The organism is Sediminibacterium sp. FW305-C-49 (assembly GCF_058231085.1).
The window spans coordinates 1,108,874-1,124,081 of sequence record NZ_JBIQXS010000002.1; the positions used below are offsets into that span (position 1 = coordinate 1,108,874).

At 40.9% G+C, this 15,208-nt stretch carries 13 protein-coding genes and 1 pseudogene; 5 read left to right on the forward strand and 9 right to left on the reverse strand.

The features are described 5' to 3' along the window. The first annotated feature begins 61 nt into the window (after positions 1-61). On the forward strand, positions 62-1,417 hold the full coding sequence (tilS, locus tag ACH3Z1_RS12310; RefSeq protein WP_490822276.1) for a tRNA lysidine(34) synthetase TilS: 1,356 nt from the start codon (positions 62-64) through the stop codon (positions 1,415-1,417). Here the strand turns inward: tilS and ACH3Z1_RS12315 are convergent. From ACH3Z1_RS12315 to ACH3Z1_RS12350, 8 genes are all read right to left on the reverse strand, one after another. Further along, complete coding sequence (locus ACH3Z1_RS12315) at positions 1,405-2,046, reverse strand: rhomboid family intramembrane serine protease (protein WP_490822277.1); 642 nt, start codon at positions 2,044-2,046, stop codon at positions 1,405-1,407. The two genes, tilS and ACH3Z1_RS12315, sit on opposite strands and share 13 nt — an antisense overlap. A 208-nt stretch (positions 2,047-2,254) precedes the next feature. After that, entirely contained in the window at positions 2,255-2,728 is a 474-nt protein-coding gene (locus ACH3Z1_RS12320; protein WP_490822278.1) for a 23S rRNA (pseudouridine(1915)-N(3))-methyltransferase RlmH, read from the reverse strand. 82 nt (positions 2,729-2,810) lie between these two features. Continuing rightward, positions 2,811-4,433, reverse strand: coding sequence for a tetratricopeptide repeat protein (locus tag ACH3Z1_RS12325; RefSeq protein ID WP_490822279.1), 1,623 nt, complete (start codon positions 4,431-4,433; stop codon positions 2,811-2,813). A gap of 10 nt (positions 4,434-4,443) precedes the next feature. Beyond that, entirely contained in the window at positions 4,444-5,313 is an 870-nt protein-coding gene (locus ACH3Z1_RS12330) for a universal stress protein (protein WP_490822280.1), read from the reverse strand. 71 nt (positions 5,314-5,384) lie between these two features. Further along, the gene (locus ACH3Z1_RS12335; RefSeq protein WP_490822636.1) at positions 5,385-5,645 is read right to left on the reverse strand and encodes an HAD hydrolase family protein; all 261 of its coding nucleotides are present in this window, start codon (positions 5,643-5,645) and stop codon (positions 5,385-5,387) included. Continuing rightward, positions 5,621-6,766, reverse strand: coding sequence for a glycosyltransferase (locus tag ACH3Z1_RS12340; protein WP_490822281.1), 1,146 nt, complete (start codon positions 6,764-6,766; stop codon positions 5,621-5,623). The genes ACH3Z1_RS12335 and ACH3Z1_RS12340 overlap by 25 nt, the downstream gene beginning before the upstream one ends. A gap of 266 nt (positions 6,767-7,032) precedes the next feature. Next, positions 7,033-8,424, reverse strand: coding sequence for a sensor histidine kinase (locus ACH3Z1_RS12345; protein ID WP_490822282.1), 1,392 nt, complete (start codon positions 8,422-8,424; stop codon positions 7,033-7,035). Continuing rightward, entirely contained in the window at positions 8,424-9,119 is a 696-nt protein-coding gene (locus ACH3Z1_RS12350) for a response regulator transcription factor (protein WP_490822283.1), read from the reverse strand. The genes ACH3Z1_RS12345 and ACH3Z1_RS12350 overlap by 1 nt, the downstream gene beginning before the upstream one ends. 145 nt (positions 9,120-9,264) lie before the next feature. On the opposite strand from ACH3Z1_RS12350, the gene ACH3Z1_RS12355 reads away from it, so the two are divergent. Together ACH3Z1_RS12355 and ACH3Z1_RS12360 are read left to right on the forward strand one after the other, a co-directional pair. After that, positions 9,265-9,675 (forward strand): Dabb family protein, encoded by a 411-nt coding sequence (locus ACH3Z1_RS12355; RefSeq protein WP_490822284.1) that lies wholly within the window; start codon positions 9,265-9,267, stop codon positions 9,673-9,675. 208 nt (positions 9,676-9,883) lie between these two features. After that, positions 9,884-11,599, forward strand: coding sequence for a M28 family peptidase (locus ACH3Z1_RS12360; RefSeq protein ID WP_490822285.1), 1,716 nt, complete (start codon positions 9,884-9,886; stop codon positions 11,597-11,599). A gap of 73 nt (positions 11,600-11,672) precedes the next feature. On the opposite strand, the gene ACH3Z1_RS12365 is transcribed toward ACH3Z1_RS12360, so the two are convergent. After that, a complete protein-coding gene (locus tag ACH3Z1_RS12365; protein WP_490822637.1) occupies positions 11,673-11,798 on the reverse strand; it encodes a LytTR family transcriptional regulator DNA-binding domain-containing protein in 126 nt (41 codons plus the stop codon). 225 nt (positions 11,799-12,023) lie between these two features. Between ACH3Z1_RS12365 and ACH3Z1_RS12370 the strand changes: the two genes are divergently transcribed. Together ACH3Z1_RS12370 and ACH3Z1_RS12375 are read left to right on the forward strand one after the other, a co-directional pair. Then, a complete protein-coding gene (locus ACH3Z1_RS12370; protein ID WP_490822286.1) occupies positions 12,024-13,793 on the forward strand; it encodes a hypothetical protein in 1,770 nt (589 codons plus the stop codon). Between the two features lie 314 nt (positions 13,794-14,107). Continuing rightward, a pseudogene (locus ACH3Z1_RS12375) lies at positions 14,108-15,208 on the forward strand (hypothetical protein); the annotation flags it as partial.

A 15,208-nucleotide genomic window follows, 5' to 3' on the forward strand; every position in this document is an offset into this window, starting at 1 on the left:
CTAGCTGCCAGCTTCTAGCTTCTAGCTTCTAGCTGCTAGAAGCTGGCAGCTTATTATAACAATGCAACCATTGAAAGATTATATCCTGCACTGGTGGAAACAATACTTTCCGCATCAGCAACCATCGCAATTGCATTTATTGCTGGCGGTGAGTGGGGGTGTGGATAGTGTGGTACTCACTGATCTTGTCGCAAAATCGGGCATTAATTTTTCTATACTGCATTGCAATTTTCAACTCAGGGGAGCAGAGAGTGAAAGAGATGAACAATTTGTTCGTTCACTGGCATTGCGATATGCAAAAGAAATACAGGTAAAAAGATTTGATACAGCTGCTATTGTCGCTGAAAGAAAACTCGCTGTGCAGGAAGTGGCCCGTGAGCTGAGATATGAATGGTTTGAACAGGTAAGAACCGAATACCAGAAAAAGAATACGGATAAAACAGTTTGGATAGCTGTAGCCCATCATGCAGATGATAATATAGAAACAGTGCTGATTAACCTTTTCAGGGGAACGGGTTTACAGGGACTCACCGGTATGGAACCTTACCGCAATAAAATTGTCCGTCCATTACTCAGTATCCGTAAAGAAGAACTGAAACAATATGCAGTATTGCATGGACTGGATTCGATAGAAGATTCTTCCAATGCCAGCAACGACTATACCCGGAATTATTTCCGGAATGAATTGATACCCGGAATAAAAAAAGTATATCCTGCTGTTGAAAATAACCTCTTACATACCATCCACCGGTTAAAGGAAGCAGATATTTTATACAAAAAAGCGCTGCAACAGGTACTGAATGAGATGATTGAGGTGAAAGGAGAGGAGCATCATATTCCTGTGTTGTTATGGAAGCAGGCGCAACCACTGATGACCATTACCTATGAACTGATCAAAGGCTTTGGCTTTTCAGCTACGCAGACCATGGAAGCCATCAAATTACTGGATGCAGAGAACAGCAGTTATATGGCTTCTGCAACCCATCGTTTGATCCGCAATCGGAACTGGATGATTTTTGCGCCACTTGCAAAAGAACATCATCATTTACTCATACCCGTTGAAGCGACTGACCAGTGTATTGATTTTGCAGAGGGACAATTAAAACTTGCAGCCACTACATCAGCAGCTATTCCTGATTCGACTATGGAAGCTTTGATTGATGCAGATGCCTTGCAATACCCGATGTTGCTAAGACCTTGGAAGCAGGGTGATTATTTTTATCCGCTGGGTATGCCCAGGAAAAAGAAAATCAGTCGCTTTCTTGGCGACCTGAAACTGTCGAAAACAGAAAAAGAAAAAATATGGGTGCTTGAATCGGGTAAGAAAATTGTATGGGTACTGGGTCTGCGTATCGATCATCGTTTCAGAATTACTGATCAAACGCAACAGCAGATCAGGCTTAGTTACCTGAAATAATATGTTTTTACGCCTTCAATAAAATTGGTGACCGGATTGAAGTCGGTTAATAAACCAAAACTAAGTATTACAAATACGATACCCCAAACGGCTCCCCAGAAATGCGCGGAATGATTGATATTGTCTCCGCCTCTTTTAGCCATATAAACAGATAATACCAGGTAGAGTGGTCCGAAAACGAACCCGGGAATAATAGGGGGCAGGATAAACAAACCGATTTTAATAGAGGGGAATAAAAATATGCCTGCGAAAACCACTGCGGATACAGCGCCCGATGCACCCAGACTTCTGTATTGATAATTGTTCCTGTTTTTCAGATAGGTCGGAATCAGGCAAACAATAATGCCGGTAGCATACATCAGCAAATACATCATTCTGCCCTTCTCTGCAAAATGACTGTTGAATTCTTTTTCTACCTCCTCTCCAAACATATAAAAAGAGAGCATGTTAAATGCCAGGTGTGTAATATCTGCATGAATAACCCCATTTGTTATAAAGCGGTACCATTGGTTACGTTGGGTAATGGCAGGTGGATAAAAGATCAGGTCATCCATCACTTTCTGGTTGGAGAAAGCAGTAAATGAAATGACACAGGTAATGATCAGTATCAGTAAGGTAATGCTAAACATATTTCTAAATTAAATCATTCTTTTTAACTCCGGGTGGTGTTTTGGAGTTTATTTGCTTAGGAGAGAGGCTATTAGCCATTAGCCTTTAGCCACTAGCTTTTGACTTCGAGTATTTTAGGATTTAACAGCTTACACATTGAATACACTTATTTTTAAGTTAATGCTAAAGGCTAATAGCTAGAAGCTAGAAGCTGGTAGCTCACAGCCCTCAGCTATGATGGTATTTTTCATTTCGTAAAATTGTACAGGCCCTGTATAATTGTTCTGCCAGTACCAGTCTAACCAGCATATGCGGAAAAACCAGCTTTGAGAGGCTCCAGCTTGTATTGGCCCTTTGGGTTACTGTTTCATCTACACCAAATGCACCACCTATTAAAAAAACAATGGTGCGGGTACTTTCATTGGCTCTTTTCTGTAAAAAATCTGCCAGCTCAGGTGAACTGAATTGTTTACCACGTTCATCCAGTAATACCAGAAAATCATCTTTCTCCAGTTGCGATAAAATTATCGCCGCTTCTGCTTTTTTTAAAGCCGGTTCCGGTAAACTGGCTGCCTGTTTAGGTGTTGCAATGATCTGCCATTGTACAGGAAAATAATTGCCGATCCTTTTGGTAAAATCATCAATCCCTTCTTTCACATATTTTTCATGTGCTTTGCCAACTGACCAGAGTTGAATTTTCATGCGATAAAGTTAGGGTAGTCTGCAATAAAAATAGGTCGGAACATTTGTTCCGACCCGGTTCCTACAACCCTTAAAAATCCAACTACTTTAAACTGTCGGGCTGACTGGCTTTCATTTTTTCCAGTATTTCCTTGTATTTCTCTGCATCATCATTGGCGGGATCCAGTTGCAGTATTTTATCGTACAGTGCCAATGCATCATCATATTTTTTCTCTGTATTTACCCTGTATGCGGCGATATAACCATAGGCCTGTATCAGCCATTTTTTATTATTCGCATTGGCAGTATCCTTCAGTGCCACTTCAATCATGTCTTCGTAATGTGGGATGGCGATGCCCATTTCCATGGCAGTATCTATCGCCGCATTACAACGTGCGCGCCAGTAATAACCAAAAGTCTGATCAGGATATTTGCTTGCATATATACCAAATACACTGTCGGCCATCGTATAATCCTTTGCATTATAATAGGCCACCCCCCAGTTAAAAAGATCAACATTGTTAAAAGCCGGATTTAATTTGTATTGCTGCGCTGTCCAGATGGCCTGCTGTGCATAGTTTTTCTGTTCTTTGTATAAAGCCGTAATCTTTTTAACATAGCCCAGTTTAATGATAGAGTCTTTCTCCATCTGAAAAGCTTTTTCATACCAGATGGCTGCATCAGTGGAAGCGTTCTTCTTTTCGGCAATCTTGGCCATCAGTTCAAAATCTTTTGACACGTAATTGCTGTCTGCTTCTTTATCGAAATAATCTTTCATCCATTTCTCCGCATGATTGTATTCCTCCAGGCCCTCATAACTGTAAGCCATGAGTTTATACAGTCGGGGTTTTATCGTACCTTCTTTTTTCGTGAATAGCTGTTGAGCTGTCTCAATTGCTTCTTTATATTTTTTCGATACATAATAAAGATCAGTGAGCATATAGTCATGCTCAATTGTATCATCCGATTTAGCCATATAGGATTGCAAATATTCCAGCGCCTTATTCACATCCCTGAAATAATAATAATAGTACAATGGATAATAAACAGGGGCAAAGTCGGGATCGGCTGCAATGGCTTTGTTGTAATAGTCTGTAAATACCTCAACATTGTTCTGTGTCTGGTATATTTTGCCCATCATATAATAGGCATAGGCATTTTGAGGGTCTGCTTCAATAGCTTCCTGGTAAGCTTTTACAGCCGATGATCCATCGTATAGTTTTCTGTACGCATCGCCCATGGCAATGGCTATGTCGGCATTTCCTTTATCTTTTTTTCCAGCTTCTTCCAGTAAAGCAATGGCCTGGTGGAGGTTTCCTTTCGGGGCATCAATTATGGCCCGGGCTACCGCCCATTGTATGGCCGGGTCTTTCTTTCTTTTTGTGCCTATGGCTTCATTAAAAAAAGCAAAAGCATTTACCGTATCAGCTTTATGCAATAATATTTCACCGCTGATTACTTTAGTCAAAGGCTGTTCTTTTAGTGCTGAGGGTATTTGTTGTACTGTATGAGCAGCACTGTCTGTATTACCGGCCGCCAACTGCGATTTGATGAGCCAGTACCAGCCGGTAATATCGGCTGGGTTTTCAGTAACCTTTTTTTGTAGTAGTTGTATGGCGCTGCCATATCTTTCATAGCTGTATAATTTCTTTCCCTGATCTGCCAACTGGGCAAATGATACACCTGTGGTCATCAGAAGTATAAGCGTTACAAATAGGCGTTTCATAAAGTTTTGTTTAAATACTTCTTCTTAAATAGGGTTTGAGTGTTAAAATATGTAATGCCGAAAGCGGCTGAATCATATCAGTAATTTTTCCTTTAAAAAAACCGGTCAGTATTTTCTTCTTCTCCGGGTTAACCAAAATCATATCTGCTTTTACCTGATTGGCATATCGAACCAGTGCCATGGCAGAATCGCTGCCATGTAATATCTTATACTGAGGAGTATGCCCTGATTCCGTGAGTATTTTGTATGTCAGGTAAAAAGCATCGATCCTGATCTTTGTATTCACATCATTATTATCAAGCATAGTGACCAGATGAATATGGGCATTGAATCTTTTTGCAAAGCTGAGTGCCATATCAATTTTTCTTTCCGGCACAAATGATGTTACCGGTAATACAATTGATTTTATCGGATGATTCAGGCAGCCCTTGCTAATAGTGAGTACGGCTATGTTTGCTTTCCTCGCAAGGTCTTCTCCTATGTCTTTATGCTGAAAAGAAAACTTTGCTCTTTGTTGCTGATTGGTGGTAATCACCAGGTCTATTTCATGTTGTAAAGCGTACCGCAACAGATTTTCACTGATGCCGGTTTCTGTTATAATGGAGCTTTCGATGGCTGTATGGGGTGAAATGGCTGCGATGCGGTTTTGTAATGCCTCAATTTTTTTCCAGGCAAGCAGTTTCCTTTTTTTTAGAAGAAGCTGTTTCGGTGCTATAATATCCGTGTAAAATAGTTTTTGCCAGAATGAATTAAAACGAATGACGGCAACAAAGTGTAAAGTGGTTTGCGCTGTATCCGACAGTTCCACTGCTTTTTCGGCCGCTATCTGGGCATTGTAGAGTGAATCAACTGGTATTAGTATGTGTTTAAACGTTGCCATAATTGAATAGTCAAACCTACAGGGCCGTGATTAGGGGGTAATTAAACTTGAATTAGAAGCAGATTAGAATATCAATGCACGGCATAGGCAAGAATGGGTGCAAAATGTTCTTCATGAATCAACAGGTCGGCTGATTGATTCAGGTAGGCATCTTTTGACCTGAATGCTACACCAAATCCAGATTTTCTTACCATACATATATCATTTTCGCTATCGCCAATGGCCATACAGTTGCCATAATCTATACCATATTTCTGGAGAATATGATCGAGGGCATTTGATTTACAGATGGTATGGAGACAGGAACTTACTTCATGTCGAAAAAAAAAGATGGTATTTTAACTTCACCGGTGGCAATATTGTTTGAAAACTCCAGTTCATTGGCCAGAAAATAGTCTGCCCCGATTTTGTCTTTTATATGGTTGGCTACAAAATCATAGCTATCGGTGATGATACCTACAATATAACCCCGTTTATGCAGCGAACTGATTACTTTTTTCACATCGGATATCAGTTCAATGCTGTCGACGGTTAATAGCAGGTCACGAATATTTTTTCCTTTAAAAAGACGGGCAATGGCTTTTGTCCGAATGGTTCTGTCGGTGATTTTTTTTCGGATATCCTCTAATTGTTCAGAAAGATTAAACCTGCTGGCAAATGTATCTACAAACCTGCCTTTGAGAATGGTATCGTCCATATCAAATACCACCATTTTCTGCGCTCCTTTTAACTCTTCTGAAAAAGCCAGCTCCATCTGATCCTGTATGACATTGATGGACTGAAATTCCTCCATCGATACAGATTTACTGTTTTGTTTGAATGCTTTTTTGATGATGGCACTGGCAACTTCCTTACTCATTTTACCCAGTGCCTGTAATGGTTTGCTGTCGTTTTCAATATACCCTATATTCATTTCTGTAATGCGGGCATTTAACTGGTGCATATCTATCAGGATACCTATATCAACACCATAGTCATTGAAAAAATCGATTTGCTGAAAAAAAGATTTTCTGCCTGCAATCATGCCGCTTAATGGTTGAGCATAATGGGAGAGAGAAGGAAAGAATATACTCAACAATGGTTTTGCCACCAGTTCAGTTACCCTGCCGCTGTTACGGGAAAAAGAAGCCTTGATAAAATCATAACGGTCTTCCAGAAGCGGAACAGTCATCTGTTCCATCATTTTTTCGGGGTAGGGATCAATATCGCCATCGAGAAAAACAATGATATCATTTTTTGCATGGGCCAGACCCTCTTTCATAGAAGACCCTTTACCCAATTGTGAACTGGTAATCACTTTAGCCCCTGCCTCGGTAGCCAATGCTACAGTGTGGTCAAAAGATTGATCATCCACCACAATTACTTCTGTAACCATGGGTTTCGACCAGCAGTAGTTAACTACGCTGGCGATGGTTCTTTCTTCGTTCAGTGCAGGAATTATAACGGTTATCATAAGATCAAAATTGATTCCATGTTCTTAGAATGGAATTAGCCTGAAATTAAAAGAAGATTATAATGTTGGATCGCTACAAAAACAAAGCCACTCTTAGAAAAGAGCGGCTTTAAACTAAACCCTGAGCAAATAATAACAGTGTTAAATAATTTGCATGCAATATGCTACCAGCCTATTAGGCTTGGATTAGTACGAGATTAGAATAAGATTAGAATACAGATTTGTGAGTGACTTGTTAAAAAGAAAACCGGTTGAACTTCCGGGTCTTAAATCAGGTGAAAATTACGGGCGATGGGCAATGTGACGGTGAAAACACTGCCATTCGGTTGAGCCCCTTCATACCTGATATTGCCTTTGTGTAATTTGATGATTCTGTACGCCAGCGATAAACCTAAACCGAAGCCTTCAGAAGCCGTTACTTTTTCACTCCTGAAAAAGGGCTGAAAAATAAATTCCTGGTGTTCTTCCAGGATGCCCGGACCATTGTCAGATACCACTATATTCAGGTGCTCACTGGAAAAATTCAATGCCACATTTGCTGTATGGTTGGCTGAATATTTACAGGCATTCAGTACCACATTTTTAATGGCACTTTCCAGCAGATCGCCGTTGCCAAAAACAAGCAGGCTGTCTTCATTTTCCGGAAAACTATCGAAATGCAATTCAACCTTATAAGATTCATTGGTCTTGTGCATATCAACAGGCAGCTTCATTAGTAACTCGTCCATCCGAACCAGGGTAAGTTCCATGCCATCTGATGTGCCACTTGCCTTTGCCAGCTCTAGTAAGCTGCGTGTTAAACGGTTCAGGTTTTTCACATCATCATATACCGATTGAATGATCTGCTGGTATTCTGTAGCACTTCGCTGGTTTTGCAATGTAATTTCCAGTTGACTCGATATGGAAGTGAGGGGCGTAGACAGTTCGTGTGATGCATTTGCAATAAATCTTCGTTGAATTTCGAATGATTCCTGCAGCCGGGTCAGTAACTGGTTAAAAGTATAAGAAAGTTCATACAGTTCATCCTTTGTTGTGGCAAGTGCAATTCTTCTGGATAGATTCTGCGATGAAATCTCTTTCACTTCATGGGTAATCTTTTTAATGGGGCGCACAAGTCTGGATGAAAAAATAAGACCGGATAACAAAGTGATGAGTGATCCACTCACAAAGCTAATCAGTAGTACAAATTTCAACTGTTCCAGTTTTTCCAATCCTACATCATCATAAGCAGCAGCAACGGCAATATATTGCTGTTCCCCCGATCTGTAAGCAACAGCAATTACATCTCTATGCCCATCACTGTAAATGTATTCGCCATTGTCTCTGGTTCTTTGCAGCGTGTTTTGATCAAGTCTTTCGTAAGCAGCACCTTCATCTCTGTAACGGTATACTTCCCGGTTCTGACCATCATATACGACGACACTTTTTTCTTTCAGTGAAATAAGCATGTTCTCATCGATCCTTTTGAGTAGTTCCCTGTCTATACCTTCTACTTTTACCAGCAGGCTGATGGTGGAGAGTGCCCTGTTACGGATTCTTCTTCTGAAATCAAGTTCACGGTTAAGGTTGGAGAAATAGTAGATGGATGCACATACAAAAAACAGGATAAGTGTTACAAGCAGGGTAAATAATATGGCTATCCGGTACTTTATTTTCATCAGGCGGGCTCTTTCATGATATAACCCATACCTACCTGTGTATAGATGAGGCGGGTATCAAATTTTTTATCGATCTTATTTCTGAGATAATTAACATACACATCAATAACATTGGTTTGCGTATCAAAATCAATTTCCCAGACCCTCTCCGCAATATCGGCCCTTGATAATACCCTGTTACGATTGCGCATAAAATATTCCAATAACTGAAATTCTTTTGCGGTGAGTGAGATGGGTTGCTCCGCCCTGCTTACTTCTTTGGTATCCAGGTTCATTTCCAGATCGGCTACCCGTAAAATATTACCTGTAGGTAACTGCTGGTTCATGGTTCTCTTTAACAGAGCCCTGATTCTTACGAGTAGTTCCTTGAACTCAAAAGGCTTAATCATGTAATCATCTGTACCCGTATCAAAACCCTCAATCTTATCCTCGGTTGTATTCATGGCTGTGAGCATGATAATCGGGATTTGCTGGTTGCTGTTGCGTATGGCTTTGCATAGCTCAAAACCATTCATGCCTGGCAGGTTAATGTCGAGGATAATCAGGTCATACTCATTCGAGTCGAAAAGACGTTTACCGATTAAGCCGTCAAAAGCAACATCCACGTGATAGCCATTTTCCGTCAACCCTTTTTTCAAGGTATTGGCTATTTTTTTCTCATCCTCAATAATCAACAATTTGCGTTCTTCGGTCATAGCATCTTACTTAAGAATGACGGCAATTTACTGAATACTAAGAACGGCCTGTCATTCTAATGTTTTTCTAATATAAATGGGGAATGATAAGGTTGCAATAAACAGATTGTTTAAATTTACTCCAAATGACCGAATTGTATTTTATATGACAAATCCATCCAGACGTAATTTTATAGAACAGGCGGCTGTATTAGGGGCTGGTACCCTGGTAGCAGCTTATCCACATTCATCCACCTCACAATCAAAAGCATTGATACATCATGTTTTTTTCTGGTTAAAACAACCAGGCTCAGCAGCAGACAGACAGCAACTGGTGGAAGGGTTACAAACCCTCAAAGCCATTCCCACCATTAAACAGTTGCATATTGGCTATCCGGCCAGCACCGAAAAAAGAGATGTGGTCGACAATAGCTGGGATGTGTCAGAACTCATGTTTTTTGATGACCTGGCCGGACAGAAAGTCTACCAGGATCATCCCATTCACCAGGCATTTGTACAAAATTACAGCCATCTATGGGCAAAAGTGCTGGTGTATGATGCTATGGATGTTGTTTGAGAAGGGGAATGGTGAATGGTCAATGGTCAATGGTGAATCGTCAATGGTGAGTAGTGAGCAGTGAGTGAAGTGTTGGACTCAGTATTCAGTTGATCACTAATTTAACCATTTTGCATTCGCGATTCACCATTGACCATTGACCATTGACCATTCACGACAACCCACTCAGTACTCACTATTGACTATTCACTATTCACCCTCCTTCCTTATGAAACAATGCTTCCTGTTTTTCTTGCTCACATCATCTCTGTGCTCATCGGCCCAGTCTGATCCTACTTTAAAAAAATATTATGAACAGGTACGTTCTCATTTTAAAGAAGAAGCTGCTTACAAAACAGTAGCATATGTTGAGCAACGCTGGCGACTGCCCGGTAATACTGGTTTTAATGAGAGCATTTATTATGTGGAGGATATTTTAAAGAAAGCAGGCTATGTAAATGAATCGCTTGCCAAAGCCGGAGACCGGCTTACGTATCGCGTAGAAAAAAGACCTATGCGACGCAAAACATGGGAGCCGGTTGATGCTGAGGTTGTAATAGTGGGCGAAAAAGAACCATTACTTTCTTTTAAAACCAACAGAAATATGCTGGCGATTAATTCAGCCTCAACAACTACAGATGGTGTGGAGGCTGAATTGTTGTATTTGCCTAAAACTTCAGCCGATGTATTGGCTACGCATGATTTGCAGGGTAAAATTATTTTTTCAGATCAGTCTGTATCGCAGGTAGACAGGGCAGTGGCGGGAAGAGGGGCTATCGGTGTAATTGGTTATGGTATTCCTGCCTATACACAACCCGATAAACATCCGAATTCTATTCAGTTCTCTTCCATAGCACAAGTCGACAGCAGTAAGAAACAGGGCTTTGGTATATTGTTGTCGACACAGGCGAGAAACAGGCTGAAAGCGGCTTTGGCAAAAGGACCTGTTAGACTGCGGGTAAAAGTGCAGGCAAAATCATACCTGGCAGAAGAGCTTACGATTGTAGCAGATATTAAGGGCAGTGAAAAGCCGGATGAGCGTTTTGTATTTTCAGCGCATGTGCAGGAGCCGGGGGCTAATGATAATGCATCGGGTGTAGGTACGCTGGCAGAAATGGCCAGTGTGGCAGCTCAACTGTATAAAAACAAAACCCTTTTACCCCAAAGAAGTATCAGCTTTTTATGGGGTGATGAAATCAGTTCTACCAGAAGATATATTGTAGAAGACTCTGTTCGTGCAAAAGGAATTAAATGGGGGATGAGTCTGGACATGGTTGGAGAAGACACCAAAAAAACAGGCGGCACTTTTCTGATCGAGAAAATGCCTGATCCATCGGCCGTATGGACAAGGGGGGAAGAAAAACATACCGAATGGGGTGGAAGACCGTTGCCTGAATCAGCCATTGTACCGCATTATTTTAATGATTTTATGCTGAGCCGTTGTCTCGACCAGGCGGCCACCAATGGTTGGGTGGTAAAGACAAACCCATTTGAAGGTGGTTCAGATCATACACCCTTTCTCAATGCTAAAATACCCGGATTATTATTGTGGCATTTTACAGATGTATTCTATCATACTGATGCAGATCGTATTGATAAGGTATCAGCATGGGAAATGAAAAATGTGGGTGTATCTGCATTGGTCGCGGCCTATACACTTACGGCCAACAATGAAAAGCTGGTGCAATACCTGATCGATGAATACAAACAATCGGCTTTGAAAAGACTGGATGTTGAAGCTGCATTGAGCAAAACAGCTATTGCCAATGGCGGCAATAAAGAAACGGAGATTCATATACTGGAAGTATGGGCGAAATTTTATGTGGATGCGTTGGGAAAGATGAATGAGATAGCTTGTACAAATATGGAAGCTTCTCCGGCAGCATCAAATGCGCAGAAAGTAGTAAGTAATAAATTGAAAGAAATACTGGACTCGTTAAAATAGAACACGTTTTTTTGCTTATTGTGATGGGTTCATCGATCAATGCCCATTCTTGATGTATTCACTGATTTTGTTGCTATGTGTTCTGGAAACAGGGATTTCTGTCTGGGTCATAAATACTGATTTTCCGCTCATTTTTTTCTATAGCGAGCAGGTTGATGATAAAAGACCGGTGTATGCGTATGAACTGACTTTTCGCCAGTTGTAATCAGTGCAGAAATCAAAACTTCGCCTTCTATAATGATGATTTTAATTGCCTCGTGGTTCGACGATTGTAAATTAAAGTTCATAAGTAAAATGCTAAAAAACTATTTACAGGAATATTTTTCAATCAATAAATAAAAGCGGATATTGAAACTTTTTAATGGAATAGTTGTTGGAGGGAAGTTGGTAGAGATGCCATACCATCTCATGATAATGAGTAAATATGAAGAAAAAGAGACTACTGTTTTTGATTTTGTTATTGACAGGAGGGGTATATTCTTATACGCAAACATTAAGTGTAGATCAGCTAATCAAAGCTTGGAGTATAACGGATACTTCGGAGTCACGAATAGTAGGGAATGCGACATTGGACATATTTGCACATCCTAATAAAGAAAAATTTTTATCGATAGCATCGGAATTAAAAAAGCGCAGTTTAGAGGGACGCTTGCGGATCAGGGCTTATATGTACCAGTTCCATGGGTATGATTTTTTTGAGATAAAAGATACAATCGTTACCCAAACATACTGTTTACGGATGTTAAAAGAGGCGGCTTTACTGGGGAATGAACAGTTGTTGTCAGAGATGTACGTCGTATATGGAGACCTTTGTGCTCCCGAGGAAGAGATCTATTATCTCTTGAAAGCATCAGAAATGCAGGAAAGCAATAGGGTATCTAGAGAACCTATGTATGCTTATTATGAGAAGTTAAGCTTGTTATCTTATGAATATATGCTTGACTATAAGAGCAGCGCCAGATATGCTGCCAGGAGTGTTTCCGTATATCATGAGCCAGATTCGAATTTACACAATTACATACTTTTATTGGATATAGCAGGCGACTCTTATATAAAATTGAATATGGCGGATAGTGCTATTTACTACTATCAAATGTTACGGCAAACGATAAACAAATTAAAAATATTTCCTACAGGTCCTTCTTCTTATTTAAACGTTGATTTTTTTAAGATATGGGATAAGATCGCGGAGGGCGGGATAGCTAGAGCTTATATCCTACAAGGACGATTTAATATAGCCTATACATTACTACTACAAAATCTACAGTCCAGTATTGATAATGGAGAATGGGCAGACGTTTCTTTGGTGCAAAGTGCGCTAGCGCAGATAGACTATGCCAGAAAGGATTATAGTAGTGCGGCAAAAAGGTATAGTATGGCACGTCAGTTGGCTTCAAGTAGTAAGAGAGATATTTTATTGAGTGATGCATTGGAAGGTGGGGCAAAGGCATTTGCTGCATTAGGCAGATACGACAGTGCATACTACTATCAAAAAGAATACTTGCTTTTAAGGACAAACCTGGAAGCAAGGAAATACGAAAGTAAAATCGAAATGGCGCAAGCCCAGGTCAGGTATGATGGTATTCAGGCATTGGTTGTGCAAACGAGAGATGAGATCGCCCGTCAAAAAACACTGCGTAATGTCATTTTATGCGGCGTTTTTCTATTGGGGGTGATTGGTTTGTTGCTGTATAACCGCAACAGGCTGAAATATATCCTTCGGCAGACGCAATTAGAAAAGCAACATCAATTGGCGGAATCTGAAGCGGAGCTGGCCCGCAAGAATATTCTTTATGCACAAAACCAATTAGCCGAGGTAGTCAATCATATCTCAGAGAAGAACAAGCTGATAGAAGGGCTTGAAAATCGGTTGGCAGAAAATGAAAAAATAGACATCCAGGAAGTATTGCGCAATTTTACGATCATTACAGGTAATGACTGGCTTAAATTCAAGGACTATTTTGAAAAAGCTTATCCAAATTATTGGGAAAGATTATATCAGAAATTACCCAAACTTACCCAAAGCGATGAGCGACTGCTCACACTCCTTAAACTTCAATTGGGTAATAAAGAGATCGCCGCTGCTACAGGTATATCTACTGAAAGTGTAAGGGTCTCTGTTCATCGTCTGCGTAAAAAAGTAGAAGCTATTTATCCGGATATCTCACTCGAAGAATTTATCGCAACTATTTGATTTTCAATTGTTGTAACGGTTTGCTACGCGTGTTGCAACGCTTTACTACGTTTATTTTTTGCAAAAAGGGCTTGCTTGGGAATAAGTTTACGCCCAAGTGAAAAAATCCAATCATAGAAAGCCTGAAAATGGAAAATCCTGGCAATTGACAGTGGCTATCATCATTGCTATTGTGATCATGGTGATGTTGGCTGTGTGGTGGTATTTTGACGCAAGCATAAAAGCAATTAAATAAACAGTAAACCCTGAATAGTGTACATATTATCAGAAAATGCACTAACTGAAACGGATTTTAAACCTCTATACCCAATCTAATGAAAACAAGTTTACCCAAGCTTTTGAGTGCCTGCTTATGTCTATTGCTGTCACTCAGCACATTTTCTCAAACAACGTCGACAACAACATTTAATTACACGGGAAGCACTGTGACTTATACGGTACCTGCCGGTGTTACTAAACTTACTATTACAGCGAAAGGTGCTAGAGGTGGAGGAGGCTCAAGGGCAGGTTTAGGTGCTTCTATGCAAGGTGATTTTACAGTTACCCCTGGACAGGTTCTGCGTATCCTGGTTGGACAGGAAGGGCTTGCGTATGGATATCATTATAGTGGTGGAGGTGGAAGTTTTGTGGCAAATAATGCGACAAACGCACCTTTACTAATTGCTGGAGGCGGAGGAGGTGCAAGTTGCTTCTTTAATGGTTTACCCGGTAATACATCTCAAAATGGCACTTCAGGTAATGGAGGGGCTGCCACCAGTCTTGATGGCGGAGGGGGTATCAATGGCGGCGGAGGCGGAGGAGCTGCTATGTTGGAAGAGAGCACTGTAGCAGGAGGGGGTGGTGGAGCTGGATTTAATGGGAACGGCGGTAGAGGAATCAGTATTTCCCCGGGTTTTTTATGCATTGCCACAACCAGTACTATGTTTGGAGGGGCAGGCGGCAATGGGGCTGCCGGTGGTGATGCTACTTCAACATCTCCTTGCACCAAATATTATACATCTACTGCTAATAGTTTTCTTTCAGGAGGTCAGGCAGGAGCTTATGGAAGTTTTGGAGGTGGGGGCGCTGCACGTAGTTCTACTAGTTCATGTAGTCTTGGCGCAAATGGCGGTGGTGGCGGCTACTCTGGTGGTGGCGCTGGTTCAGGAAGTAACCCCGGTGGTGGGGGTGGTTCATATAATGTCGGCCTCAATCAAGTAAATGCTTCAGGTGTAAATAACGGTAACGGACAGGTAGTTATTGTTGCAGAGTTACCAACCCCTGCTACTGCATTAAAAACAGACGGTGTGGACGATCATGTAACGATCAGTAATCCATTCAGGTCATTTGGCAAAGCTATTACAGTAGAATTCTGGATGAATTCACCTACGGGTATATTGGCCCAGGGTTCTGTGATGGGTCAGTCTTCATTGAAT

Bases quoted from the DNA above. Each gene is read 5' to 3' on its own strand.
- ACH3Z1_RS12350 (WP_490822283.1), bottom strand. From the start codon at position 9,119: ATGACCGAAGAACGCAAATTGTTGATTATTGAGGATGAGAAAAAAATA.
- ACH3Z1_RS12340 (WP_490822281.1), bottom strand. From the start codon at position 6,766: ATGATAACCGTTATAATTCCTGCACTGAACGAAGAAAGAACCATCGCC.
- ACH3Z1_RS12370 (WP_490822286.1), top strand. From the start codon at position 12,024: ATGAAGAAAAAGAGACTACTGTTTTTGATTTTGTTATTGACAGGAGGG.
- ACH3Z1_RS12315 (WP_490822277.1), bottom strand. From the start codon at position 2,046: ATGTTTAGCATTACCTTACTGATACTGATCATTACCTGTGTCATTTCA.
- ACH3Z1_RS12360 (WP_490822285.1), top strand. From the start codon at position 9,884: ATGAAACAATGCTTCCTGTTTTTCTTGCTCACATCATCTCTGTGCTCA.
- ACH3Z1_RS12320 (WP_490822278.1), bottom strand. From the start codon at position 2,728: ATGAAAATTCAACTCTGGTCAGTTGGCAAAGCACATGAAAAATATGTG.
- tilS (WP_490822276.1), top strand. From the start codon at position 62: ATGCAACCATTGAAAGATTATATCCTGCACTGGTGGAAACAATACTTT.
- ACH3Z1_RS12325 (WP_490822279.1), bottom strand. From the start codon at position 4,433: ATGAAACGCCTATTTGTAACGCTTATACTTCTGATGACCACAGGTGTA.
- ACH3Z1_RS12330 (WP_490822280.1), bottom strand. From the start codon at position 5,313: ATGGCAACGTTTAAACACATACTAATACCAGTTGATTCACTCTACAAT.
- ACH3Z1_RS12355 (WP_490822284.1), top strand. From the start codon at position 9,265: ATGACAAATCCATCCAGACGTAATTTTATAGAACAGGCGGCTGTATTA.
- ACH3Z1_RS12345 (WP_490822282.1), bottom strand. From the start codon at position 8,424: ATGAAAATAAAGTACCGGATAGCCATATTATTTACCCTGCTTGTAACA.